Source organism: Gemmatimonadaceae bacterium, from assembly GCA_036496605.1.
Classification (GTDB): Bacteria; Gemmatimonadota; Gemmatimonadetes; order Gemmatimonadales; family Gemmatimonadaceae; genus AG2.
In genome coordinates this window covers 1-25,069 of record DASXKV010000006.1, presented here as the reverse complement: position 1 = coordinate 25,069, position 25,069 = coordinate 1, and the positions used below count along the sequence as shown (strand labels likewise).

At 63.7% G+C, this 25,069-nt stretch carries 27 protein-coding genes and 1 pseudogene; 8 read left to right on the top strand and 20 right to left on the bottom strand.

The window, feature by feature from the left end:
- Positions 1–4 precede the first annotated feature (4 nt).
- The 4 genes from VGH98_03405 to VGH98_03390 all read right to left on the bottom strand — a co-directional run bounded on the left by VGH98_03405 (position 5) and on the right by VGH98_03390 (position 5,234).
- Positions 5–1,270 (bottom strand): efflux RND transporter periplasmic adaptor subunit, encoded by a 1,266-nt coding sequence (locus VGH98_03405; protein ID HEY2375000.1) that lies wholly within the window; start codon positions 1,268–1,270, stop codon positions 5–7.
- Positions 1,271–1,829: 559 nt separating this feature from the next.
- Positions 1,830–2,534 carry a class I SAM-dependent methyltransferase gene (locus VGH98_03400; protein ID HEY2374999.1) on the bottom strand — a complete coding sequence of 235 codons (705 nt, stop codon included), beginning with the start codon at positions 2,532–2,534 and terminating at the stop codon, positions 1,830–1,832.
- Between the two features lie 14 nt (positions 2,535–2,548).
- Entirely contained in the window at positions 2,549–2,989 is a 441-nt protein-coding gene (locus VGH98_03395) for a hypothetical protein (protein ID HEY2374998.1), read from the bottom strand.
- A 40-nt stretch (positions 2,990–3,029) separates the two neighbouring features.
- Complete coding sequence (locus VGH98_03390; protein ID HEY2374997.1) at positions 3,030–5,234, bottom strand: acylase; 2,205 nt, start codon at positions 5,232–5,234, stop codon at positions 3,030–3,032.
- A gap of 147 nt (positions 5,235–5,381) precedes the next feature.
- Between VGH98_03390 and VGH98_03385 the strand changes: the two genes are divergently transcribed.
- From VGH98_03385 to VGH98_03375, 3 genes are all read left to right on the top strand, one after another.
- A complete protein-coding gene (locus VGH98_03385; GenBank protein HEY2374996.1) occupies positions 5,382–5,840 on the top strand; it encodes a response regulator in 459 nt (152 codons plus the stop codon).
- The gene (locus VGH98_03380) at positions 5,841–7,793 is read left to right on the top strand and encodes a HAMP domain-containing sensor histidine kinase (protein ID HEY2374995.1); all 1,953 of its coding nucleotides are present in this window, start codon (positions 5,841–5,843) and stop codon (positions 7,791–7,793) included. It abuts the gene before it with no gap.
- 103 nt (positions 7,794–7,896) lie between these two features.
- Entirely contained in the window at positions 7,897–8,760 is an 864-nt protein-coding gene (locus tag VGH98_03375) for a glycoside hydrolase family 16 protein (GenBank protein ID HEY2374994.1), read from the top strand.
- 176 nt (positions 8,761–8,936) lie between these two features.
- Here VGH98_03375 and VGH98_03370 read toward each other — a convergent pair whose 3' ends face one another.
- Both VGH98_03370 and VGH98_03365 read right to left on the bottom strand, forming a co-directional pair.
- Positions 8,937–9,434 (bottom strand): GNAT family N-acetyltransferase, encoded by a 498-nt coding sequence (locus VGH98_03370; GenBank protein HEY2374993.1) that lies wholly within the window; start codon positions 9,432–9,434, stop codon positions 8,937–8,939.
- A 2-nt stretch (positions 9,435–9,436) separates the two neighbouring features.
- The gene (locus VGH98_03365) at positions 9,437–9,997 is read right to left on the bottom strand and encodes a class I SAM-dependent methyltransferase (protein HEY2374992.1); all 561 of its coding nucleotides are present in this window, start codon (positions 9,995–9,997) and stop codon (positions 9,437–9,439) included.
- Positions 9,998–10,087: 90 nt separating this feature from the next.
- Between VGH98_03365 and VGH98_03360 the strand changes: the two genes are divergently transcribed.
- Positions 10,088–11,287 carry an amidohydrolase family protein gene (locus VGH98_03360; GenBank protein ID HEY2374991.1) on the top strand — a complete coding sequence of 400 codons (1,200 nt, stop codon included), beginning with the start codon at positions 10,088–10,090 and terminating at the stop codon, positions 11,285–11,287.
- Here VGH98_03360 and VGH98_03355 read toward each other — a convergent pair.
- On the bottom strand, positions 11,276–11,686 hold the full coding sequence (locus VGH98_03355) for a hypothetical protein (protein HEY2374990.1): 411 nt from the start codon (positions 11,684–11,686) through the stop codon (positions 11,276–11,278). The two genes, VGH98_03360 and VGH98_03355, sit on opposite strands and share 12 nt — an antisense overlap.
- A gap of 66 nt (positions 11,687–11,752) precedes the next feature.
- Here VGH98_03355 and VGH98_03350 point away from each other — a divergent pair, with 66 nt between their 5' ends.
- Together VGH98_03350 and VGH98_03345 are read left to right on the top strand one after the other, a co-directional pair.
- Positions 11,753–12,247, top strand: a complete 495-nt coding sequence (locus tag VGH98_03350) for a hypothetical protein (protein HEY2374989.1) — start codon at positions 11,753–11,755, stop codon at positions 12,245–12,247.
- Positions 12,244–12,657, top strand: coding sequence for a hypothetical protein (locus VGH98_03345; protein ID HEY2374988.1), 414 nt, complete (start codon positions 12,244–12,246; stop codon positions 12,655–12,657). The genes VGH98_03350 and VGH98_03345 overlap by 4 nt, the downstream gene beginning before the upstream one ends.
- A gap of 8 nt (positions 12,658–12,665) precedes the next feature.
- Here the strand turns inward: VGH98_03345 and VGH98_03340 are convergent, their stop codons facing one another.
- On the bottom strand, positions 12,666–13,361 hold the full coding sequence (locus VGH98_03340; protein ID HEY2374987.1) for a hypothetical protein: 696 nt from the start codon (positions 13,359–13,361) through the stop codon (positions 12,666–12,668).
- Positions 13,358–14,494 carry a PAS domain-containing sensor histidine kinase gene (locus VGH98_03335; GenBank protein HEY2374986.1) on the bottom strand — a complete coding sequence of 379 codons (1,137 nt, stop codon included), beginning with the start codon at positions 14,492–14,494 and terminating at the stop codon, positions 13,358–13,360. The genes VGH98_03340 and VGH98_03335 overlap by 4 nt, the downstream gene beginning before the upstream one ends.
- A gap of 353 nt (positions 14,495–14,847) precedes the next feature.
- Between VGH98_03335 and VGH98_03330 the strand changes: the two genes are divergently transcribed.
- The gene (locus VGH98_03330) at positions 14,848–15,270 is read left to right on the top strand and encodes a GNAT family N-acetyltransferase (GenBank protein HEY2374985.1); all 423 of its coding nucleotides are present in this window, start codon (positions 14,848–14,850) and stop codon (positions 15,268–15,270) included.
- A gap of 13 nt (positions 15,271–15,283) precedes the next feature.
- On the opposite strand, the pseudogene VGH98_03325 reads toward VGH98_03330, so the two are convergent.
- Positions 15,284–16,034, bottom strand: a pseudogene (locus VGH98_03325) (AAC(3) family N-acetyltransferase).
- Between the two features lie 86 nt (positions 16,035–16,120).
- Positions 16,121–16,588, bottom strand: a complete 468-nt coding sequence (locus tag VGH98_03320) for a hypothetical protein (GenBank protein ID HEY2374984.1) — start codon at positions 16,586–16,588, stop codon at positions 16,121–16,123.
- Between the two features lie 169 nt (positions 16,589–16,757).
- Here VGH98_03320 and VGH98_03315 point away from each other — a divergent pair, with 169 nt between their 5' ends.
- Positions 16,758–17,159: a hypothetical protein gene (locus VGH98_03315; GenBank protein HEY2374983.1), complete on the top strand. Its 402-nt coding sequence runs from the start codon at positions 16,758–16,760 to the stop codon at positions 17,157–17,159.
- 6 nt (positions 17,160–17,165) lie between these two features.
- Here the strand turns inward: VGH98_03315 and VGH98_03310 are convergent, their stop codons facing one another.
- From VGH98_03310 to VGH98_03270, 9 genes are all read right to left on the bottom strand, one after another.
- Entirely contained in the window at positions 17,166–17,729 is a 564-nt protein-coding gene (locus VGH98_03310) for a hypothetical protein (GenBank protein ID HEY2374982.1), read from the bottom strand.
- A 58-nt stretch (positions 17,730–17,787) separates the two neighbouring features.
- The gene (locus VGH98_03305) at positions 17,788–18,201 is read right to left on the bottom strand and encodes a hypothetical protein (protein HEY2374981.1); all 414 of its coding nucleotides are present in this window, start codon (positions 18,199–18,201) and stop codon (positions 17,788–17,790) included.
- Positions 18,202–18,368: 167 nt separating this feature from the next.
- The gene (locus tag VGH98_03300; GenBank protein ID HEY2374980.1) at positions 18,369–19,076 is read right to left on the bottom strand and encodes an SdrD B-like domain-containing protein; all 708 of its coding nucleotides are present in this window, start codon (positions 19,074–19,076) and stop codon (positions 18,369–18,371) included.
- 397 nt (positions 19,077–19,473) lie between these two features.
- Complete coding sequence (locus VGH98_03295; protein ID HEY2374979.1) at positions 19,474–19,962, bottom strand: DinB family protein; 489 nt, start codon at positions 19,960–19,962, stop codon at positions 19,474–19,476.
- A gap of 1 nt (position 19,963) precedes the next feature.
- The gene (locus VGH98_03290) at positions 19,964–20,563 is read right to left on the bottom strand and encodes a GNAT family protein (protein ID HEY2374978.1); all 600 of its coding nucleotides are present in this window, start codon (positions 20,561–20,563) and stop codon (positions 19,964–19,966) included.
- Positions 20,560–21,087, bottom strand: a complete 528-nt coding sequence (locus VGH98_03285; protein HEY2374977.1) for an SRPBCC family protein — start codon at positions 21,085–21,087, stop codon at positions 20,560–20,562. The genes VGH98_03290 and VGH98_03285 overlap by 4 nt, the downstream gene beginning before the upstream one ends.
- Positions 21,084–21,269, bottom strand: a complete 186-nt coding sequence (locus VGH98_03280; protein HEY2374976.1) for a hypothetical protein — start codon at positions 21,267–21,269, stop codon at positions 21,084–21,086. Before VGH98_03280 ends, VGH98_03285 begins: the two co-directional genes overlap by 4 nt.
- 26 nt (positions 21,270–21,295) lie before the next feature.
- Entirely contained in the window at positions 21,296–22,486 is a 1,191-nt protein-coding gene (locus VGH98_03275) for an ATP-dependent 6-phosphofructokinase (GenBank protein HEY2374975.1), read from the bottom strand.
- 64 nt (positions 22,487–22,550) lie between these two features.
- Positions 22,551–24,851 carry a protein kinase gene (locus VGH98_03270; protein ID HEY2374974.1) on the bottom strand — a complete coding sequence of 767 codons (2,301 nt, stop codon included), beginning with the start codon at positions 24,849–24,851 and terminating at the stop codon, positions 22,551–22,553.
- Positions 24,852–25,069: the final 218 nt, after the last annotated feature.

The window sequence follows — 25,069 nt, the reverse complement described above, 5'->3', positions numbered from 1 at the left end:
CGAATTAGGGTTTCGTAAACGTCACCCGCATCCCCGTCTTCGGCTGATCGACGCCGCCGGCCAGTAACATCTCGCCGCCGGCGAGTCCTTTGCGAATCTCTCGGAACCCGGCGCTCGTCGGCGCTGCCTCGACGGCGCGCGACTCGAGGCGTCCGTCGCGCACGAGCCACACGATCGATTGGCCGTTCTCTTCGTGAACGACCGCGGCCGGAACCCGAATTCGCGGTGCCGACGCGATCGCAGGTGCGCCCGCGAGCTTCGCCTCGGGCTCGAGGAAATCGACGCGCGCGCCCATTTCGGGCAGAATGCGGGGATCGCGATCGACGATCGTCACCTTCACCTGCACCGTCGCCCGTTGCCGATCGGCCGTCGGCACGACCTGCCGAATGTGGCCGGCGAACGACGTGTCCGGATACGCATCGAGCGTGATCCGCGCTGCTTGTCCGCCGTGCAGGCGCGCGATATATGCCTCGTTCACGTCGACCTCGACCTCGAGGCTCTTGAGGTCGGCCATCGTCACGACCGCACCGCGCGTCAATCCGCCACCCACCGACGGGGCGACGACCTCCCCAACTTCGGCCTCCTTGCGCAAAACCGTACCCGTGAACGGCGCACGAATCTCGGTGTTCGCGAGATTCACCTGCGCGAAACGCAACGATGCATCGGCCGCGATGACGCGCGCTTGCGCCGCCTTCACGCGCGCGTCGGAGGTCGCGAGCTTCGTCTCGGCGGCATCCACTTCCTGCTGCGATACGAGCTGCTTGTTCTGAACGCGAATGTCGCGCAAGCGTTTCGCGTCGCTTTGCTGCTGATCGCGATCCGCTTCCGCTTCGACGACCTGCGCATGGCTGGTGGCGATGTTCGCGTTTGCCTCCGCGACCTGCGCCGCGTAATCGCCATTCTCGAGTCGCGCGATGATCTCGCCTTCTGTCACGAATGATCCCTCGCTCACGCCGAGGTACGCGAGTCGTCCGGGAACCTTGGACGACACGGACGCGCGCGTGCGGGCGACGATGTACCCGTTGGCCGTCACGCTCGTTGCGCCGCTGGAACCGCTCTTCACTCCAGGATCGTTCGACACGGCGGCGACGATCGTCTGCACCGGCACAACCGATCGCTGGCGCAAAACGAGAAGCACGGCCGCGGCAAGAGCGAACACGATTACCGCGAAGATCGCGTTTCGTATCACTGCCCGTCTCACGCCGGCCGTTGGCGCGTCGCGATCGATACGGAGTTTGGAGAGGTCGTGCAGCGGTGTGGGGCTGCCCATAGTGCGCGAATGTAGGAACGGGGAAGGGGTCCGCTAGAGGCTTTGTCATCCTCCGGAGCGAAGCGACCCAGGATCTAGCATCAATTGTTAGGGGCGAGCCACAAGGCACGGATACTAGTGGACTGTAATTGAGATTGTGAGAGCACGGCTTGCCGACTCCATATCAAAACTGGCCCAGCCGAAAAGGCCACAATGACAAAGAAGTATTACGGATTCGACGGATAGCACGGATCAAACGGATTCGGTCCTTGCTTGATCCAGCTGCGCGCAACGAGCCCGGACGATTTTTGTTAGGGCCTCGGGACGCCTCTAGCGCTCGATTCGCCACCAACGCTCAATCGGTGTGCAGTTAACAAATATTCCCGGCTCGTGGCAGGCGGAGTCGTCCTCTTCGCGGAGCGATCCGGAGCGATCCGGAGCATCCGTCCATCCGTCGAATCCGTAATGCGCTTTGTTGTTTTGGCGTGGAAAGCGCCTGCTCTCGCATCTGCTCTCATTATCTCAGTTACAGTCCACTAGATCCTTCTCTTCGCACCGCCGTTCACGCGGTTTCCGCCGTTCACATCCCTCTAAACACAAGCTGCATCCTCGCCCGCTCGCTCGACGCCGCAACGTGCTCGTCGAACTCGGCGCAAACCAACCGCACCTCCAATCCAGCTCGCCGAGCCATTGCTCCAATGGCCGAGGGTGTGAACAACTGCCACTCGAATTCCTCCGACTCGCCGCTCGACTCGTAGCGCAGCGTCGCGCGCAGCCGATCGCCATGCATCCGGCGCGATTCGAACACGCGCTCGCCATCGCGCTCGATCGTTCGCTCGCCCTGGTGCGCGGCGTGAAAATCCAGGTGATAGAGATCCATGACCAGGCAACCGTTAGGTAGCAGCACGCGCGCCAGCCCGCCGAGGATGGCCTCGTTACCCTCAGTATCCAAATGGCCGAAGCTCTGCCACATGCAGATCGCTGCGTCGACGCTGCCTGTCTCGAGCGGCAACTGCCGCATGTCGGCGCGCACGAAGTCTGCGGCTGGCGCCCACGATCTTGCGTCGCGTAATGCCGACGCGTCTCGATCGAGGCCGACGATGCGGAATCCAGCGTCGCTCAACGGAGCCGCGTGCCGGCCGGTGCCGCAGCAGAGGTCGAGCACGCGCGCGCCCGCGGCCAGGTGCCTGCGTAGAAACGCGATCTCGCGGTCGACGATCGCCGCGTCGATCCGGCCGAGGAAGGTGGAGAACCAGCGGCGAGTGTAGACGTTAGCCGTCGCCACGGATGCGCACCACGTTAGGCGGTGACGACGCGGCCAGCCCTCTTGCGTTCGCCCACGTACGCCGCCGTCACCGCGGCGACGAGCTTCAGGAAATCGGCGACGCCATGGATCAAGCCGTATCCACCCGGCGCGCCGATCGTGGTCACGACGTGGAGTACGATCGCTCCCGCGCCGACGAGCAGCGCATGCGCGAAGTATCGCCCCTTGGCTTTGCGCACGACCCACGTTGCCATCACGTACGTGAAGATCACACCAAAGAGCGGGCCCGTGATGTACGCCGCGCGGAAATTGAACTCACGCTGAACGTCCGGAGACTGCCCAGGAGCCATCAGTCGGTGGCCGAGAATGACGATCCCGACGACGGCGATCGTGAACACTTCCGCGAGAAAACCTGCCGCCACGGATAGCGCGACCCGCAGTCTCGTCTGCTCCTGCTCCTGAAAATCGTTAGGCATATGAGACCTTGGACTCCTCGTCGAGCGTCACGCGGCAAGCCTATGGTTCGACCTCCGCGCCTGGATTGTACGTTTTTTCCGTGTGGCCCGCGAGTTGAGACCGATAGAAGTAGACCGGGCGCAGGTCACCAGTCGCGTATCGCTGCGCCTCGTCGTTGAAGTGTGGTGAGGCCGGATGCCCGCTCTCACCGCCCGCGGTCACCGCAATTGCTCGCACGCTATCCCCGAACTCGATGACCGAAACGAAGCTGTTGCCGCTCGTGCCATACCACTTCTTTGTCCCCGGATATGGCCGCGCGCCAAACGAAGCGAGCGAGCCCCATCGCGACGACGTGAACCCGACGGGAATGCTCGCCCCGGCGTCGTTGAAGGGTTGGACGATGTCACCCGTTAGGCGCTGGAAGCGGTTGATATCGGCCCACGGCGTCTTCCAGTTTCCAAAGTCGGCGCCGAGCTTGTCCGATGCCGCGGCGAGCGCTTCCACGCGCTCCGCCGGCGTTGCCTTCCCGAGGATGTAGTCATCGGTCGAGACGCCGGCGCGGCGCGCCTCGGCGCCGACGCGCCGAGTCATCTCTTCGCCCCAGAACACTGCAAGTGAGGTCGCCACCGACGGAACTGCCCAACGATAGTCCCACCCACGCAGCAATTTGATCTGCTCGGCGAGTTTCGTCTTGAGCGGGTCGCTCGCCGGCAACTGATCGTACGCGGAGAGGAGGGAAGGGATGAATTTCTCGAAAGCGGGGAGATAGCTGTCGTAGGCCGCAGCGCGGAGCCGCTCGACCGTGAAATCCTTGCGATTCGAGAGCACACGCAAGGCATGGTAGCCGCGCCACGACTCCTCACGACCCGTCTCGACGTAGGCGGGATAGTCCGCACGCTTCGGGCTCGACGGTCCCGCGGCCGACCACGGCCAGTTATTGGAGTTATACAGCCATCCGCTTGCAGGATTCAGCAGATGCGGCGACTCGTCGACGGATAGCAAGCCGTGCCACTCGGTGGCGGTGTCGCTTCCCTCCACGGGCTTCGACCAATCAAAGCGAGTATTGCGACGCGGAATGAAGTTCCCATGAAAGTAGGCGATGTTCCCGTCGGCGTCCGCGTAAATAGTATTGTTCGACGAGTTCGTGTGCAGATCCATGATCTGCTTGAACGACTTGTAATCGCGCGCCTTCGTCCGTGTGTAGGACTGCGTGAGCGCCTTCACCGGCTCGTTCATGAGCCGAATGGCGACCCACTTGCCGTTCTGCTCACGAATGATCGGTCCGTGATGTGTGCGGTACACGGTGAACTGCTTCGTCGCCATACCACTCGCCGTCTTGTAAGGCACGGTGATCGTACTCACCGTTATGGGTCGCTCCTCGTTGCCATATTTGTAAAACAGCTGATCGCCCTTCTTCACGATCGTCTCGAGATACTCATCGATCGCGTCGACGCCGCTCGACGTGTGCATCCAACCGATGCGATCGTTGAAACCCTGATAGACGAAGAACTGCCCCCACGTGACCGCGCCGTACGCGTTCAGCCCCTCGTCGCTGTGCACCTGCACCTCGGCACGGAAGAAGAACGACGTATGCGGGTTGATCAGGAGCAAGGCGTGATGCCCAACGGTATTCGACGGCGCGATCGCTACCCCATTCGAGCCGCTCGGCTCGTTAGGCATCGTGGTTTCGTCCTCGCGCTGTGATCCCTTGTCTTCACGCGGTTGGTTTCCGTAGAACGCCGCGAGCTGATTGAGGTTCACGCGCTCGATGTCGCCGCCGATGCTCCCCTCACTGAAGCTCAGCGCCATCCACGGCTCGAAGTGCGTGATAACACGCGGTTTCACCGTGGGATGCTTCGCCAGATAGAAGTTCAACCCATCGGCCCAGGCGTCCATCAGCTTCTTGAGCCAGTCCGGGCTCGCGGCGTAGTCCGCCTTGAGCGTGTCTGGATCGATGAACAGCTTCATCCTGAGGTCGCGGTAGATCTCCTTTTCCCCTTCTGCCTCGGCGAGCCGCCCGATCGCATTGATGAAGTTTGTCTCGACGCGATTGAAGTCGTCTTCCGCCTGCGCGTAGACGAGACCAAACACCGCGTCGGCGTCGGTCTTCCCGTAGACGTGGGGAATGCCCCAATCATCACGCGTGATGGAGACGTTTTGTGCTTCGCGCTCGAGACGCGCAAGCTCCGGGTTCCGAGACTCTTGCTGCGGCGCGGCAGCGAGGAGCGGGACGGCGGCTGCAATGATCAGAGAGAGGCGCTTCATTGTTCGACCGAATGGAGGGTTCCTTCTAAAGTAACGATTGGTCGAAAGTCCAATATGGCTGCCCGGCGGCAGCGCTATGGTGAGAATTGAGTCAACCTGTGGCGCCCATTACTCCTGGATACAACCACCACCTGCCGGACCGAAGCGATGTCTCCATTGCCGATCACTTTCGAAGAGTGGGTCGGTATCGTCGACGACGATGAGTCGATCAGGCGATCGCTAGTCCGTTTGCTGCGTGTGCTTGGCGTCCGCGCTGAGACGTTCGGTGACGCGGAGGAGTATTTCGAGCGGGACCTCTCGTCGCCATGCTGTCTCGTAATCGACGTTCAGCTCGGAACGTCGACAGGTTTCGAGTTCTACGACCGTCTCCTGGCGCGTGCGGACTCGCTTCCGCCGGTCATCTTCATCAGTGCGTACGATGATCCGGCCACGCTGCAGCACGCTCGAGCCGTTGGCGCGCGCGGCTGGCTCCGCAAACCATTCACCGCGGCTGCGCTGCTCGAGCTTCTGCGCCCGTGCCTCGCGAGTCGCGCGAGCGACAGCTCGGACGATAGCGCCTGCTGGTCGGTTCGCACGGACTCTGCCGTGGCACACCAGAGTTTCTGAATGCCAATCGCCGAAGCTCGACACCGCATGTCGCTGGCGCGAAGGCTGGCGCTTCTCACCGGTGGAGTGATCGCCCTTTGCCTGATAGTGGTCGTCGCCGCGGCGTACAAGATGCTGACGCGCTCGGCGATTGCGGGAGCGGAGGAGCGACTCGTCCGATCGACTCGCGAACTCGCCGCCGTCGCTGAAACGGGACTCAGGCAAAACCGGCTTCGTTACCTGACGGCGGCGCGTAATGCCGCGCTCACCCTCGCGTTGGGCGACGCCGACGCCCGCGAGAACGAGCGAAGCGTATCAGCTTCTTCGAAGAAGCTCCTCGCCGACGCACGCCTGGTACTCGCCGGCCTCGTGCTCCCGACGGACTCCGGGCTGGTGATCGAGCTGTGGGATGCGAAGGGGCAGCGCGCCACCCATGTCGGTCGAGGGAGGTCGGTGACGGCAGCGATACCCGTGAGCAATTTGGCGTTAGGCGCTCGAGCGATGTTGCGCCTGGCGGTCCGCGCGGCCAGAGCGCCCGAGTCGTTGGGGCTGAGCCCACTCTACGTGTCCGACGGGAGCGTCTATTTCTGGCTGGTGCAGCCAGTCGTTAGGCGGCGTGGAGTGATCGGATACATCGCGCACGAGCGTCGCATCGCGGACAATACGCAGGCGGATCGCAGCGTGCGCGCGCTCGCGGGCGACGGCGTGACGACGTACTACGGCAATGCCGATGGAAGCACCTGGGCGACCGTCGGCGGCGTGCCGGCTACTCCACCGGGCAGCGTCATCAACCAGTCTGACCATGATGGCACCGACGTGAGAGTTGTCACCGCGAGCGCGCCGATTCCGGAGACGCCGCTCCAGATCATGATGCAGTCGCGACTCGACTATATCCTCGCCGCGCCCCGGGCCACCCTCCGGCAATTGGTTGTCGTCGGCATCGTCCTGATCTTTGCCGGAACCGGTGCGGCGCTGTTCATCGGTCGACGAGTCGCCAAGCCGATTGTCGCGATCGCCGATGCCGCGGAGTCGATTGCTCGCGGACGATACGACGTTCGTGTGCCAGGGGCCGACGTGGCCGAGATCGCGCGTCTCGCAGACAGCTTCAATCACATGGCGAATGAAGTGGCTGCCGCCGAAGAGACAAGGCGCGAGATCGCGCACATGGGCCGAGTGGCAGCGGTCGCCGAGCTCGCTGCCTCCTTTTCGCACGAGTTGCGTCAGCCGCTGACCGCGATTCGTGCGAACGCCGAGGCCGGATCGATTCTCCTCGCGCGTGGGACGCGCGATCTCGACGAGGCGGCAGAAAGCTTCAGAAACATCGTCAGCGACTGCGATCGCGCGGCGGAGGTCATCAACCAGATTCGGCTGCTCTTGCGCAAGGAGTCATCCGCGACGACGACGCTCGACATCAACGAGATTTGCCGGCAGGCCGTGCATCTTCTCCAGCATGACGCGGTGCTCCGGAGCACCGGTCTGGAGCTCTCCCTCACACCGCACTCGCTCACGCTCATGGGGGATCCCGTGCAGCTGCAACAGGTAATCCTCAATCTCACGATCAATGCACTGGATGCGGCGTCCTCGTCCAGCATCCGGCGCGCGGTGAGTGTCAGCACAACGCTCGTCCGTGGCGTGGCGGAGATCGCAATTCGCGACAGCGGACCTGGCATCCCTTCCGACGTGGAAGCGCATCTCTTCGAGCCCTTCTTCACGACGAAGACACAAGGACTCGGCATGGGCCTCACGATTGTCCGGTCGATCGTCGAGCGGCATCACGGCCGTGTAAGTGCGGTGAACGTGGCCGAAGGTGGTGCGCTCTTCACCGTGACACTTCCCGTTTCGACCACGACCCCGAACGGACGTACGGGCGTTTCGTTAGGCAATTCGGTGGTGTCGCGAGCGCTGAGCGACAGAGGACAGAATCGAAGGCATCCGAACGTTCCGCGCACTACGAACCAGACGACGATTCCGTGAACAGCACACCCGTCGAGGCGGGGCGCCGGTAGTTCGCCAGATCGTTCACAAAATTCGTCGGGCGCGCTTCCGACGCGGCAGTGTGCGCCGCACATTCAAGGGCATGAAAACTCGTGCGGATGCTCGAGCGGTGGTCGTGCTCTTCCTTGCCGCGTGTGCGTCCGCGGCGACGTCGAATACGTCGGGCGTGACGACGCCTCCCGTGACGCCGCCATCCTGGACGCTCGTCTGGAGCGACGAGTTCGATGGTGCGGCGGGCATCTCCTTCGATCGCACGAAGTGGGTCGCGGACACCGGCGGAGGCGGCTGGGGCAATCAGGAGCGCGAGTTCTACACGACGCGCCTCGACAATATTTCGCTCGACGGTAACGGGCATCTGGTTATCACGGCACTCGCTGAACCGGCGAACACTGTCGACAGCTGCTGGTATGGGAGCTGTCGATACACCTCGGCGCGAATCAAAACCGCGGGTCTTTTCTCGCAGTCCTATGGGCGCTTCGAGGCGCGCATTCGCATTCCTCGCGGACAGGGGCTCTGGCCCGCCTTCTGGATGCTGGGCAACAACATCGATCTCGTCGGTTGGCCGAAGAGCGGCGAGATCGACATCATGGAGAACATTGGAAAGGAGCCAGCCGTCGTTCACGGGACGATGCACGGTCCTGGATATTCCGGCGCCGGCGGCATCGGAGGACCATACCAGCTCGGCAGCGGCGTGTTCGCCGATGATTTTCACGTCTATGCCGTCGAGTGGAACCCGAATAGCGTCCAGTGGTTCGTCGACAGCGCACAGTACTTCCAGACGACGTTAGGCAGCATTCCATCCGGCACGACATGGGTGTTCGATCACCCGTTCTTTCTGCTCATGAATGTTGCCGTCGGCGGAGGCTGGCCCGGCGATCCGGATGCGACGACGACTTTCCCACAGACGATGGTCGTGGACTACGTGCGCGTTTATAAGAAGCTGTAAGTCCTTGCGCCGCGCTCAAGTCGGCACGTTGCCGCGGTCACCGCCCGTCGCGCGCACGACTTCCTCCATCGTCGTCACGCCGGCACGCACCTGACGCAGGCCATCCTCGAACAGGCTGGGTCCCGTGGCACTGTCCTGAAAGGGCCTCGAGTCTCCGATCTCGCGGCGCGCAGCCGTCAGATGAGCAACTCGTAATAGATGAGTGGCGTGGATCGATAGACCACGCGTCCGACCTCACGAAAGCCACACCTGGCGTAGAACTGGCCCGCGCCGCCGTCGCCCTGATATGCGTCGAGCCGTATCGCATCCCCGGGCCATTCGCAGACGCGTCGAACCGCGTGCTCGAGACACGCACGTCCGACGCCGCGCCGCTGGTAGTCCGGCCGCACTGCCATGTTCGTGAGATAGATCGGGCGCTTGCACTCGCTGAAGTACGACCGATCGATCGCCCACGGCTTCTTCGTCGCGAGACGAAACGTCGCGACGACGGCGGCGCCCCGCCGCGCGATCCAGACCTGCGCATTCTTGAGATCCGCCAGGACGCCTCGCTCCGACGGTTCGCTGGACCAATGGCCCGCGCCGAACTGCTTCGTCAGCTCGCGCGCGGCCGCGGTGCGTAATGCCGCAAGGGCAGGCGCATCTTTGGGGCTGGCGAGGGCGAAGGTGAGGCGCATCGTTAGGTTGGCGTCAGCGGCATAGGTGATCGCCGCGGCACGCGCGCCGCGTACATGCTTCCGCCAAACATCGACCGGCGCTGGCCGATCAGTTCGGGCGCGCCGAGGTGCGCGATACGTGACAGCTCGGCGAGACGCGTCAGTGAAAGCGGGAACGGCACCCAACGACTCGGCGGTCGGTTGTCGTATTCGACGACGACGATTGCGCCATCGTTCTCGAGACGCTCGGCGATGCGTCGCAGCACGTTTGCTTGCTCGTAGGCATCGATGAAATGGAGCGCATTGGCGAAGAGCGCGCCATCCAGCGGTGGGAGCTCCAGCGGTTGCGTGAAATCCGCTCGCATGGCGACGACGGAGGCCTTTCCGGACTCGCGATCTCGCGCGAGTGCCTCGAGCGAAACGATGGCCGAACGATCGCGCTCGATGGCGTACACGGTGCCGGCCGCTCCGACGAGACGCGCGAGCGCTCTTGTAAATGTGCCCGTGCCTGCTCCGAGGTCGGCCCAACGCTCGCCAACGTGCACTGCGGGGGCGATCAGTTGCCCGGCGTCACGCGAGTCCATTTACACCACGAGACGAAGCAGGAGGCGCACCTCTTTCGAAGCTTGCTCCACCGGTGTCAGATTGCGCAGGCAAATCGGCTCGGAGTCCTAATGCGTCTTGTCTTCACGCTCATCGGCGTGTGCTCGCTCATCGCTACCGACGCTGTCGCACAGACCGGCCGGCCTGGTGGCCGCGGCGGCCGGCCCGTCACCACGATTCAACAGGGCGAAAGCTGCCCCGAAGGTACGACGGAAGTGCGGCCGGGCAGCTGCATGGCCCCCGATCTCGCCGCGCCGAGCATCCTCGACTATCGCCCGCGATCGACGCTCGTCACACCGGCACATCTCGTTAGGCGTGCCAAGTATCCGGCCATCGACTTCCATGGTCATCCGGAAGGCCTCCTCGAGTCGGCCGAAGGGCTCGCGACGCTCGGTGCCGCGATGGACAGTTTGAACGTGCGCGTCATGCTCGCTGCCGACAACCTGAGCGGGGATCGCCTGAAGCGCGCCGTCACCGCGATTCGCGCCTCGGCGCAGATGAAAGATCGCGTGCGCGTGCTCGCGGGGATCGATTTCCGCAACGTTGGACCGGGATGGGCGGAGAAGGCCATCGCCCAATTGCAAGCGGACCTCGCCGCCGGTGCCGTTGGCGTCGGCGAAATCCCGAAGAGCTTCGGCCTAACGATCAAGAAGGCCGACGGCACGCGCCTCAAGCTCGACGACCCCGAGCTGGATCCGATCTGGGACGCGTGTGCGAGACTCGGCATTCCCGTCTTCATCCACACTGCGGATCCCGAGCAATTCTTCGAGCCGATCGACATGAAGAACGAACGGTGGCTCGAGCTGGCCCTCTTTCCGGGTCGTCGCTATCCGCCCGATCGCTTCCCGCGCTTCGAGGAGCTGATGACGGAGCGGGACAACTTGTTCCACAAACATCCGCGCACGACCTTCGTCGCCGCACACATGGGCTGGCACGCGAACGACCTCGGTCGCCTGGGCAAGATGCTGGACGAGATGCCTAACGTCTACACCGAGGTTGGCGCCGTCCTGTACGACATCGGCCGCCAGCCACGCGGCGCGCACGATTTCTTCGTGAAGTACCAGGATCGCATCCTCTTCGGGAAGGATTCGTTCCAGCCGGCGGAGTATCCGTACTATTGGCGCGTCTTCGAGACGCACGATGAGTACTTCGATTACTACCGGAACTACCACGCCTTCTGGAAACTCTACGGGATCGATCTTCCAGACTCGGTGCTCAAGAAGGTGTACTACGCGAATGCGGAGAAGATCACGCGCGGGCTACCGCGATAGCGGTAGCGTTTCGATGGGCGCCGGCACTCGGGCGCCGACTCCCGCCAGGGTGTCTTCGAAGCCCGCTACGACAACGACCCGCTCGTCTGCCGGCGCCTCCAGGAGATTCACGAAGGCCGCATGCGCCGCGGCGCCGCGCTCATCGACGAGACTTAGGGGAAGCCGCGCGGCGCGTGCAATCGCGCGCCTCAAGCGCGCGATCTCGCGCTGGCGCGGCGGGATCGGCGGATAAGCTGCGCCGAAGAGCCCGAGCTGGAGCAGGGCACCCGTGGCCGCGCGCACGGTGGGACGAATCGCGCGATAGGTGGGGAATCGTTGCATCGTTCCAGCAGCGAGACCGGCCAGCGGCAACTCGACGATGCCGATGGGCGCTTCCTCGTGCAGCACGGTGTACCACATTCGGCGGTGGCTCCTGGCCCAGTGAGCGGTTGTCAAAAAGCAGAGAGCGTAGTCTAGCTTCAGAGAATGCCCTCGATACAGATCGTACAGATAACACTCCAGGCCGTGTCATCGTTTGCCATCGCTGGCGGACTCCTGTACACCGCGTTCCAGTTTCGCGCGGCACGCAAGGCGCAGGCGGTCGCCAACTTCGCAAAGCTCGTCGAGCTGCAGTATCAATTGCGAAAGATTCGAGTGGATCATCCATCGCTCGCCGCAGTGCACAAGAACGATGTCGAACACCTGCATTCCGATCGTGAGATTCAGGAATACTTCCTGAGTCTCATGCAACTCTCGCTCTTCGAGATCGCATGGTACGCGCACAAGGAAGGTCAGCTGCCGGACGATTACTTCAGGTCCTGGGAAAAGCGCATGTCACAGCTGGGCGAGGAAGACGCGTTCCGCGACATGCTCGCGAACCCCGCGATGAAGATCATGCACGACGACTTCGACGACTACGTGCGGGCTCTACTGCGTAAAGGACAGCGCGCCGATCGCGCGGCCGCAAGGGAGAAACCATGACGACGAATGACGACCGAACCGCACCGCGCGTTCTGGTCGTCATGGGTGATCAATGGCGGCGGGCGCTGCTCCGCGGCGCATTGCGTGAAGCTGGCTACGACGCGGTCGGCGCGCGCGGAATGCGCGAGGCGCGCGTCGTCCAACCAGCGCTCGCGGACCGCGGACCGGTACGCTTGCTCGTCGTCGATCAGGATACGCTCATCGGCGCGAACCTCGCCGATCTCGAGGCGCTCCGAAAACGCCATGCCGATCCCGGCGTCATCCTTCTCGCGCGCACGACGATCCCGCCACCCGCAGGGCCGTGGACTCGCGTGCTACGTCGCCCGGTAAGCGTCGCCGACCTGGTGAGCGCCGTCGAAGCGTTCTTGCCGCTACCGCCCGAGCTCCATCATGCGATCGACGCTCGTTAGGCCCGTTTCTAAGTAGCAACCGTAGCCGCAATACCCGGAAGAAGGTCACAGTACACGAAGCGGTCGTCGCGCCTAACGATCTCACCAACGGTATATCGCACGGGTGCGCCGAAGCCAGGAGCGTTGGCGACGAAAGTGTGGAATTCGCCACGCTCGCCGCAGGGGTCGACTCCGGTCGGCAGCTCGGCGAGCAGCTCGCGATCGAAGAGACGACCGGCGAATGCGCTCGAGAGCTGTGTCGTGTCGACGCAGACAAGCCGCGCTTCGATGCCGAGGTTGCAGCAATGCTCGGCCAGTGTGGCGGTCGGTTCGCCCCAGAGTGGGAAGAGGGGCTCGATAGCCGTCCCGGCGAGCAGCCGCTCGCGATACGCACGGACGTCCTCGAGGAAGAGGTCGCCGAAAGCAATTGCATCGACTCCGGGATGACGCGCCCTCGCCGTTTCGAGAGCGGTGAGGAAAGCCGCCTCGTACGCGGCGTTCGTGCACTGGGGCTCGAGCGCGATCTCGGTGAGGGGGAGTCCCAATGCCGCCGACTGCGCGTCGAGCAGCGCGCGCTGCACGCCGTGAATACTCACACGATCGTAGTCACGCGTAACGCTCGTGAGCAGTCCCACGACTTCGATCGTCGGATCGTCAGAGAGCGCCGCGAGGGCGAGCGCGCTGTCCTTTCCGCCGCTCCAGCTGAGCAGGACGCGCCGGCTCACTCGTTAGCTTCGTGCTCGGCGGTCGTTTCGGCGCGGGGAAGCGTGAGGGTGAACGTCGCTCCTCCGCCGGGCGTGTCGCCGACGGACAGATCACCGTGCATCGCCCGGGCGAGATCGCGACTGATCGCGAGACCGAGCCCCGTTCCCTGAAGCTGAGTCGTCAGCGACCGACCGAGCTGAACGAATGGCTCGAAGATCGCCTCCTTCTTGTCGGGCGGAATTCCAGGCCCGGTGTCGCTGACCGTGATCGCGCTCTGGTCGTCGTCGATCTGGCAGGACACGATGACGCTGCCACCACGCGGCGTGAACTTCACCGCGTTCGAGAGCAGATTCAGAACGATCTGCTCCACCTTCTGCTCGTCGGCCAGAGCGTTGACGACGGGCGTGCACGGTCCGTGTGTGATCGAGACGCCCTTGGTGGTGGCTTGCGGGAGCATCATCGGCAGCGCGTGCTCGACGACGTCGTGCAACGACACGTTGCCGATGTCGTAGGCGAGCTGCCCTGCCTCGCTGCGGCTGTAATTGAGCAAATCGTTGATGATCGCGAGCAGGTGTTGCTGGCTGCTGCGAATGCGCGTGACGTAAGAGCGCTGCTCTTCGGAGATCGGCCCCGCAACCCCCATCTCGATCAACTCCGCGTAGCCGCCGATCGCGTTCAGAGGAGTGCGGAGCTCGTGACTCATCGTCGCAAGGAACTCGGACTTCGTGCGACCCGCTGCTTCCGCCGCGGCGAGACGGCTCGCGTCGCGAACCGCGCGTTCTTCGGATGCCTTCCGCTCGGTGAGGTCGCGCGTGACTTTCGCGAAGCCGACGAGCTGTCCCTCGCCGCGGCGGAGGGCCGTGATGATCACGTTCGCCCAGAAGAGCGTTCCATCCTTGCGGACGCGCCACCCTTCATCTTCGAACCGACCTTCACGTGCGGCCACTTCGAGCTCCCACTCCGTTTTGCCGCGTGCGATGTCCTCCGGAGGATAGAAGATCGAAAAGTGCCGGCCGATGATCTCGTCGGCGGTATATCCCTTGAGGCGTGCCGCACCGATGTTCCAGGTCAGGATGTAGCCCTTGGGATCGAGCGCGAAGATGGCGTAATCCTGTACGCTCTCCACGAGCAGACCGTAAAGATCCGCACCCACGATGGTCGCGGCCTGGGAGTCGTTCGCAACAACAAACTCGGCTGCGTCTCGTTTAGCGCCTGCCCTGTCTCGAGCTTCGGACTCGTTGGCCGGAGTCGAAGTGGGTGACGGGGGTCTTCTCGTGGTCATTGTCTACGAAACTGATGCGCGGAGTGACAACGGGCCAGTGGCGGGCGCGAGCGCGTTCTCGACCGCGTCGTGGTCGCCTGAAGTGTCATTGCCTGAATTGAAGACCAACTACCGTGGACTCGAGAAGCGGGCCCACGGCTCAACCTGGTCGGGCAACTTGCTGCACGAATAAGGCCTGGAAACAAACGTCTGTCGCCATTGCGGCTCAGCCACGCTAATTGCTCATGGCTCTTGCCTTGCAAATCGGGACCAAGGCAACGGTTTTCCGCGAGGAAAGGATGGAAAAGGCAGGGGATCCGAGCGATCAACAGAGTGCGGAGGAGGCAGCAACTCCGGACACGGCGGAGCCCGCCGAAGCGACTCGCGTGAGGGCAGAAGATGACGCCGAAACGCGCGAACGCCAGGAACAGACCGAGGCCGGCCTGCGCGAAGCAGACCGGACGCTCGAGGACGGCGGCGCAAGATTGAAACACACGCGCGCCGAGTTACGCAAACGCGAACGTGAGCTCGAGCGCACCGGGGAGATCACGCGCGAGGTGGCCGCAAACGCCGCCGATCTGCGTGCCCAAATGGCACAGATCTCCGAGCAGGCGCGCCGATCACCACGGCCCGAGTCCAAAGAGAAAGACAAGCCGTCAAGCGACTGAGTTTCCTGGGCCGTTAGGTATCACTGTGCACGGCCGGCGCCGCTGCCGTCGCTCGCATCGCCTCCAGCGCGGCGTCGAGCAGGGCGCGAGCGCGCAGTAGATGGGACGGCGCATTCCCGACAATTCCTCCATGGTTGCCCGAGGCGGCGAGGTGCGCGTCGACGATGTGCGCGAAGAACCGATCGGGCCAGTTGGCGTGAACGCCGTCGCCCCCGGTGTTGAACTCGGCCATTTCGCGCCAAACTCGCTTGCCTTGCTCGAGCACCGGCACCTCGAATCGCGCGACGCGCTTGTCGGGAATCTCGACGATGTGCTCCGCGTAATGCAGAAACGTCACGGCGTCATGATCGGAGCCCAGAAGTAGAATCTTGCCGTCCAGTGCGACGAGTCGCTCGAGCGCCGAGTCGCGATGCGTAGTCCCATGGCTGGCGCGAAAGCAGGTAGTCGGTCTGCTTTCCCCACACGACGAATCGCGCCGGATGATTGTTGACACGCGAGCCGGGATAGGTCCGCAGCATCTCGACAAGCGCGCCGTTGTCACGCGCGGATCGCGCGGTGAGCGGGTCGAACGCCGGCAACTTGTCCAGAACTTCTGCTTCCTCGCGTGGCGTTAGGTTCCCCCGGCCGACTTCGTCGACATAGCGTGGAGCGCTCGCGTACATCATGAGCGTACCCTCGCTCCCCAATACATCCTTGATCGCGAGATGAATCTCGTCGGGGCCGCCGGCGACGTCGCCGACAGCGCGCACCGAGGCGTGCACCATCACGACGTCGCCGCGCGCGAGACCGAGTGCGCGGAGGTCCGTGGAGAGCTCCTCCCGACTGTACATCGCGTGTCTCGGAGAACGGTTCAGCTGGTCGTCGTTAGGTTGGGCCGTTGCTTTCCTTCGGTGGCGAGCGCGCGCTGCCGCTGCAGATAACGGTCGACAATTTCGATTCGTTCCGGGGCGTCGGCGGGACCGGTCACGAGGCGCTCCACGTGCGAGAGATAATCCGGGTACCGCGTGGCCGCGCGGACTTCACCGAGGAAGGGACGCAGCTTCGCGTAGAGTGCGACGTGCTCGGTGTTCGCCGCATTGAACATCTCGGCGGGAATTGCCCCCAGGCTGACGAGCGACGCCGCCATGTCCCAGTAGCTCGTCACCATGCGATAGGGCGCGCTCTCGTGGCCAGGCCCGAGCCAGGTGCTCAATACCTCGCGCGTGCTCGACGGATGAAACTCGAAAGCAAACCAGGCACGTGCCTGGCGCAGGGTCGGCTCGGTGCGGAGCTCGTAGAGCTTCAGCAGGAGACTGGCAGCGCTTGCGGTGTCGGTCATGCGACGCGAGTCCCAGTTCAACGTGATCGATCAGATCCGGGAAGAATCACCTATCGTTCAGCGGTCCAATAATGAATCACGGCCACGCGATCAACAACAGGCCGGCGCAACTGTGACTCAACCGCCTCGCTTAAGGTTTAGCAATCACAGTCCTCCCGGTCGAGGCGCAATGAGAACATCGCGAGCACTCGCTCTGGCACTGGCCGCTCTGACGCTCCTTGCTTGTGAGACGTCGACCAGTCCGGTGTCGCAACGACTCGTTGTCACAAGCGACGGTACCGCGCTCACCCTCACGAATACCAATTCGTGGCCGGTGTTCTACATGGCGGTCGATCCCAACTTCCTCGCGACGACTGCCAGTGGGACTGTTGCCGACTTCGCGCTCTGCGACGATCCGTCGAGCTGTCCGCGCGTGGCCGCGAAGTCCAGCGTGCGTGTCCCGTACTCGGAAATCGCCGGCTATCACGTCGGCCAGACCGCCGTGCGCGTTACGCAATGGCGGCTACAAAGGAGCTCCTCAGGGAATTACGAGGCGACCGACATCCAATCCGCGGATCTGGACCTCCACTAGGTACCGTTAGGCTCCTGGCGTTGGCTTATCGGCGCCGGGCTGGTCGGGTCCCAGCACGAGGAATGTCACGATATCCCAGGCGTTGTGGATGCCGATGAAAAGGAGCAGCAGGGTCGCGCCTCCGATCCCGAAGAGAGCCGGCTCGGGATGTCGCGGGAGGAGGAACGCCATAACGAGGAACGCGAGATACACAATCAGCGGCAAGATCACGTGAAATAGCCAGTCCTCGAGCACGGCGGAGTATGATGTGTCGGGAACGTTGCTCATCATCTTGAGCACGAGCGCGATATACACGATGCCGGCCGCGCCGACGACGCCCATCGTCAGGCCTGCAGCGCCGAGCCCGTGCCAGGGCGCGCTGGCGATGGCGGAGATGAGGAGCGCCGCGCCGAAATGCACGATCGTCGGCGTCGAATAGGCGGAGACGGCCTGCTCCGAACGACGCCGCCGAGAATCGTTGACGAGGGTGATCACAACGAACATCAAGCCCGTGAGCGCCGCCGCCGATGAGCCGATGATGACGTAGAAGCTTTCCCACTCGGTGAGGACCGGCGCGACAGTGTCTTGCACGTGAACGCCTCCATGCGGGCGAGGTTGATGCCTAACGGCAGGGCTGCCATGATCATCACTATTGCGCGCCATCGATCTCGGGATGGCCATCGCGCGCGATCAGCTGTTCGATTGCGGGGTCTGGCGTCGTGGCATGCCGCCGTAGCTCGCGCGCAATCGCCACGGCCTGTTTTCTCATCGCCGCGGCGCGCTCTTGGTGACCGGCGACGTCGTTGACCAGCGCCTCGACGGCGAGACTTTCCGCATAGGCGGCGATGCGCTCGGGGTCGCCGAGTGCGTCCGCCACCGCGCCAGGCCCGAGGAGACGCAGGAGGTCAGCCTGGCCGCCAGCAAGCTCCTTCCGCGCCTTGAGCACGAGCTCGAGCTGGAGCTGGATTGCTTCAGGGGTCGGCGGCTCGCCGGAGAACGTTCGCGCCGCCTCGCGCAGGCGATTGCGGACGGTACCGGCGACCGATCGCTGGAAGACGGACATGAGCCTGCGCCTCGGCATAGCCTAACGATCATGACGTGCTGCCTGTCCACGCCCAAACGATACGCGTCGTTCGCCGAGGTGACAACCTGGACGTTCGCCGCTCAGAGGAAAAAAGAACGGGCTCGGCGCGATGCCGAGCCCGTTCCTGCTGCAAGTACCACTCGATGTTACTGGCTAATGAAGCCGAAGTCGACGCCAGAGTACACGACGTCTCCCGCGAGCTGCACGGCCGGAATTGCGTAGCCGTATAGGTTCGCGCCGCACGACGGCGCACCCTGAAGGGCCGTCTGGATCCAGCCCATCGGCGGGATCACGCACACCAGGTAATTGCCTTCTACGAGCCCGGTGAACGAGTACGCGCCGTTACCATCGGTCACTGCGGTCAGATTCATAGGACCCGTGATCGCGACGGTCCAACCCGAAAGCGAAACTTCATCGGGCGCGTCGAAACTGCCATTCTGGTTGAGATCGAAGAACACGCTGCCCTGCACGATCGTGTGACCAGCAGGTGGCGGAGGCGTGGTCGGAGTGGTATCCGGAGCCGGAGCGGGTGCCGGCGGAGGAGGCTGCGGAGCCGGAGGCGGAGGAGGCTGCGGAGCCGGAGGCGGCGCAGTCTGGCAGTCCTTGTTGGCCTTCGTGCGCGGATCCGCGCGGTGATCCCACCCGTTCTGGGAGGGGTTCCCACGCTGCCGCTCCTCGCATTTCTTGTCGTCACCGCGACGATCGTTGTCGCTGTCGTCATCGTCACGCCGCGACGCCGCGGGCATCTCGCGCCGCACGACGTGGGTAGGAACCCCGTGTTGGCGTTGCGCGAGCGACGTGCGCGCGATGAACGGCGTGACGGCCAATGCTAGCACGACCATTGAGCCGCGCATGGTTGCATCTCCTGTTTGTGTCGGAAGTGAAACGAGGTGGGGACTACGACGTGAACGTTAGGCGCAAGCGGTCGTGTCAACCATAACCCAGATCACAACGCGTTCGCCCGACCAGAGTCCGCACAGTCAGTTGGGCCGAAGGACTCGGTCGTCCTGTCGGCCTCCCTCGCGCGGCGCTTTTGTCCGCTTCAGCGCCCCGTGGTGCTCGTTAGGCAGCGTTAGGTCTGCACTGCGTCACTCGGCGCGGCGGCCCGGCGAGACCGAACATTGTCCAGTACCTACCTCTGCCTCCCGGAGCTCCCTGTCGCCGTCCTTCCGCGAGCCGCTGAGGTAGAACCGAAGCGGCAGGGCGAAATGCCCGAGCCGCCGCGAAAGGCGCACATCCGCGCGATGCCTCTTACTCCATGCAGTAGATGAGCAAATCGAAATTGCCGGGCGTAAGCCCGAGCTCCCGGAGAATCAGCGCCACCTGACCGCGATGATGCACCGCGTGGATCACCGAGTGGTGCAGCAAGTCGCCGAGGGCAACGAGGCGCATCGGACCACCGCCGATCGAGAATTCCACCTTCCGCTCGAGATCTTCATCGTTCAAGGTCGGAAGGAAGGAGCGCACGTAGCCTTCGACACGTTTCCATGTCTCGATGACGGATTGCGCTGTCGGATAATCATCGGGATCGAGGCGCGGTCCGCGTTGTTGTCCGCCGCATCGATCCAGCCATCCCCATTCGGCGCTCATCACGTGAACGAGCGCGTTCCGGATCGAACCGTAGGCGCCACTCACCTTCTGCGTGAACTGCTCCTCGGGAAGTTTCGCGATCACGTCGAAGAGCTTGCGGTTGGCCCAGTAGGAGAAGTCGTAGAGTCGCTCGAGGTCCGACACGCGCATCTCAATCTCCGCCGTGGCGTGCGAGTCGCAACGTGAGGTGTCGCTTCACATCGGGCCATTCGGCCGCAAGGATGCTGAATATCACCGAATCGCGTGCGGTTCCGTCGCGGCGCGCCTGGTGATGGCGGAGGATTCCATCCTGACGCGCGCCGAGTGCGGCGATCGCCCGCTGCGAAGCAACGTTGAAGCGGTCCGTCCGCAGACCCACGACCTTGCACCCTAACGAGTCGAAAGCGTGCGCCAGCAGCAGCAGCTTGCAGGCGGTGTTGACATGCGTGCGCTGCCACCGGGCGGCGTACCAGGTATACCCGATCTCGACGCGATCGATGGCGGGCACGATGTCATGGAATCGCGTTGTCCCGATGATCTCGCCCGAGTGGAGCTCGCGCACGATCCAGGGGAGCATGTGGCCGTTGCGCTGGCCGGTGAGCGCGTCGTTGATGTAGCCGGCGGCTTCCTGAGGAGTCGGAACAGAGGTGAACCAGAGCTCCCAGAGTCGGCCGTCGGTCGCGACGGCGACGAGCGCATCCCGATGCTCCGGCGCGAGCGGCTCGAGACGGACGCCGTGTGCCTCGAGCGTTACCGGGGCGGTGGTGATCATGCGTTGCGTTCGGCCGTCGCCTTGAGATTGGCGAGCCCAGTCTCGAAGTGCTTACCGAGGAGGCGATCGGGACTTACAAAGATGCTCATTGCCTTCAAGGCAAAGGGCTGGGTGCCGCGCATCGACCAGGTCACCACGGTTGCATTCCCCCGCGGTTCGAGCGTGAACTGGTTGATGTTGTGCGCGTCGAATGGCTTGACGAAGTCGACGTGAATCGTGACGCTCTTTGGGGGCGAGACATCCACGATCTCCATGCGCCCCTTTCCCGCCTGGCGATTGCCCTCCCATTCGTAGACCGCCCCCTTACCGGTCGGCGCTCCGCTGTAGGTGCGCTCCATCGTCGGGTCGAGCGCCTCGAATGGGGACCAGTTCGGCCACTGCTTGTCAATCAGCAGGGGGAGAATACGCTCAGGCGGCGCGCCGATGGTGGTGACACGCTGAATGCCGTATGCATCGGGTCGCGTCGCCGCGAAGAGCAGGATCCCCGCGACGACGACGATCACGACGAGAACGACGACGATCACGATTGCGGCTTCTGTCGCAGCAGCAGTGTTACCGACCAGGCCGTGAAGCCTGCCGCGACCACGGTTATGAGCAGGAAAAACGGCTCCCTTCCTGGACCCCCGCCCTCGGCGACCATCCGCCAGAGGTGGAGAACCGTGAGCGCGGCAAAGACGACGGCTGTCGTGAGAAGATAGGCTTTCATCGCATGTCAGCTCCGCTAGGGAAAAATCAGTCATTCGTCATGATGAACAGCGGCGCGCCGTCAAAATCATAAATCGGCCGCAGCCGCTCCGTATTGTAGTATTTGGACACGTCCACGACTTTCTTGTCCGACGTCACGCTCTTGATCGATACGCTGTCATAGAAGCCGTGGTGGATGCTCACCAGCCGGCCATACTCCTTCTTGAGAATCAGGTCCAGCGCGAGGTTGCCGAACGCCATCGGTACGATCGAATCGAGCGCGTCGGGATCGCCAGACCTCACGAGGTAGCCGAGGCGCTGGTTGACGACGTCGATGCGTCGCCCGTTGTTGTAGCGCGGTGAATACTCCTTCAGCGCCGACGCAACCTTGTCACCAATGCCACCGAGCTTGCGGTGGCCGAACATGTCGGTGTCCTCGCCCTCGAAGCTCATGCCCTCCTGCGACCTGAGCTTGGCGCCTTCGGACACGAGCACGACGGAGTACTTGCTCGGGTTCCGATTGTGGTCGTAGGTCAGGAGCTCCGTAAGCTGCTCGACGTCGACGGGATGTTCCGGGATGACGCACCGGTCCGCGGCGCCAGCCATCGTCGGCAGCAGCGCGGTGAAGCCCGCATACCGGCCGAAGACCTCGATGACGAGGAAACGTTCATGCGAACCCGCAGAGGTTCGCAAGCTATGCGTGAGCTCGATCGTGCGTGTCACGCAAGTACTAAACCCTATGCAGTAGTCGGTCCCAAAAACGTCGTTGTCCATCGTCTTCGGAATCGCGACGACGTGCACGCCCTCGTCATGAAGTCTCTTGCCGTAGCTGAGAGTATCGTCGCCGCCGATCGGGATCAGCACGTCGACGCCGATGTGCTCCAGGTTCTTGAGCACGTCCTTCGTGATGTCGTTGATTTTCTCGTTGTAACCGGAGAGGTGCGCGGGCACGCGCGCCTTTGGCAACGTGCTCGGGCGCGTGCGCGAGGTGTGGAGGAAGGTACCGCCGGTGCGGCCGGCGCGGTTGACCTCTGCTTCCGAGAGATCCTGGATGTTCTCGGAGTTGTCCGCGTCCTTGTCCGGGCTGTAGTCGACGAGCCCCGCCCATCCGCGGCGGATGCCGACGACGCGGTAGCCTTCACGAAGCGCACGAATGGTGATCGCCCGAATGGCGGGATTCAGTCCGGGGACGTCTCCGCCACCGGTGAGAATCGCGATTGTCCCCTTGGAGTTTGGCATGGTCGGGAAAGATATCGTTTCCCGCTCCCCTGTCATCCTTCGCTTCACTCAGGACGACGATCGGCTATGGCTCGAACGCATCCCATTGCTTCCTCGCCTGTTCGAGCAGCGAGGCGAAGCGTGGCTCGGCGCGGATGGACGCAATGAAGGGCTCGTACTGCGCAAGGAAGGGATAATTGAACAGGCCGAGATCGATCATGCGCGCGACACACTCGAGCGCGGCGTCGCGTTCGCCGACGAGCGCGTAACAATCCGCCATCCACCACGAGAAGATGTCGTCGGTTGCCGCGGCGTCGCGCAGATCGGGCGTGATCGACGTGAGCACTTGCTCACGGTCGCCGGTCAAGGCGAATGCCATCGCGCAGGCAAGCCGAGCCCAAGCCATCGTTGGCTTCTCGCTCGCGACGGTATGTAACAATCCACGCGCGTCGTCGACCCGGCCATTCGCGGCAAGCGCGTGCGCGTGCATCATGCGCGTCGTCGGATTTCCGGGATCGACGTCCACCGAACGCTGGGTCCAGCAGAGTGCCTCGTCGTATTTGCCGTCGAGCATCGCGATGATGCCGAACATGGTCTGATTGATCGACGTCAACGGATCGACCTGCTGCAGTCGCTCCATGAGCGCACGCCCGAGCGCCACCCGTCCCGCGACCGCGTATCCGTAGCCGAGCCAGAGAAGGGCCTCTGGGTCGTTGCGATCGAAGACGAGCGCGCGCTTGAAGTCCTCCATCGCACCGCGCGGATCGGCGCGATGCATCCGCACGGCACCGCGCAAACTGTGCGCCTTCGCCGATCGCGGATTCAGCTCCAGCATTCGTGCCGCGCACGCATCGGCCTTTTGCAGATACACATCGTAGCGCTCGACCGGGACGAGCCCGACGTTCACGTACTGCCAGTAGATCAGTCCCTCGGCGGCGAGGAGCAGCTCACTCTCGCCGACGATGGCTTGCGCCTGGCGAATGAGCTGCAGGCCGCGCTCGAGCGATGGGCGGGTGAAGCTCCAGATCTGCTGCCGCGCGAGGAGATAATACTCGTAGGCGCGGACGTCGCGGATCGGGCGCTCCGCCATCCGTTGGTCCTCGTCAGGCGTTAGACGAAGGCGCAGTGCTTCGACGATGTGGCGCGATAATTTCTCCTGGATGTCGAAGACGTCGTCGAGGGTACCACTGTATTTCTCCGCCCAGACCTGTGCGTCGCTCGTCGCGTCTACGAGTTGTGCGGTGACTCGCAGGTTGGCGCCAGCGCGGCGAACACTGCCAGTGAGCACGAAACGCGTCCCCAGTTCTCGCGCGATCGTTCGCACGTCCTTGTCACTTCCCTTGAGTCGCATCGCCGACTGGCGCGAGGTCACGCGCAGCATCTTGAGCATGGAGAGGTCGGTGATGACCTCATCGGTCAGGCCATCGGCGAAGTGCTCGCTCTCGGGGTCGGCGTTGACGTTCGCGAAGGGCAGCACGGCGATTGTCAGGGCCTCGCGCGCGATCGCGGCGCCCGTCGCGGATGAGCCGGCCACGGTCGAGACCCGCTCGAGCAGCGCGAGCACCTCGCGGGCCGAGGTGGGGCGGAGCGCGGGGTCCTTCGCGAGACAGTGCGCGATGAGCTGGCACAGCGAATCGTGAACGTCGCTGCGCTTCGCGGTGATCGGCGCCGGCTCCTCGAGGAGGTGCGCGCGGAAGACGGCAGCGCCGGAGCGGCCGGCAAACGGCGTCTCCCCGGCGAGTAGCTCGTAGGCGACGCAGCCTAACGAATAGAGGTCGGCGCGGTGATCGATGGCCGGATCGGCAGCGATCTGCTCCGGCGCCATGTATTGCGGCGTGCCGAGCGCGACGCCAAGGAGGGTGAGCGCTTCATCCGCCTCGCCGACCCGCGATTCGGCGATCGCCTTGCCGATCCCAAAATCGGTGACGGTCGCGCTCTCGCCCGCAAGAAGAACGTTGTCGGGCTTGATGTCGCGATGGACGATGCCCTTCTCGTGGGCGAACTCCAGTGCGCGGGCGACGTCGCGGACGATGTTCACAGCTTGCGAAACACCCATCGCGCCGGTGCGGACGAGCCGGATGCGCAGCGATTCGCCCTCGACGAAGGGCATCGTATAGAAGGGAAGACCGTCCATCTCGCCGGCGCTGAGAATGGGCACGATGTGCGGGTGCTGGAGCCGCGCGGTGAGCTGGATCTCGCGGCGGAAGCGCTCGACGTTGACGCCGGCGGCGAGGTCGGGGGAGAGCACCTTCACGACGACGCGTCGGCCAAGCGCGCGCTCCTCGGCGACGAAGACGCGGCTCATGCCGCCGCCGGCGAGCTCGCGCTCGACGGAGTAGGCGTTGGTCAACGCCTGTTGGAGGTGGTCGCGGAGGTCGACCGACATGAACGGGAATGTGCAAGAATGGACAGTGATTCGCGAATTGCGGGCCGTGGGATGTGCGACGCGGATCGGGCGGTAGAGGGGCGCGTCGAGAAGGGCGCGTCGATTACGGCGCGTCGATTACAGCGCGTCGAGAGGGGCGCGTCGATTACGGCGCGTCGAAAGGAGCGTTACAAAAAATGAAACGGGCGCCGCGCCATTGGCGCGCGCCCGATTCCCTG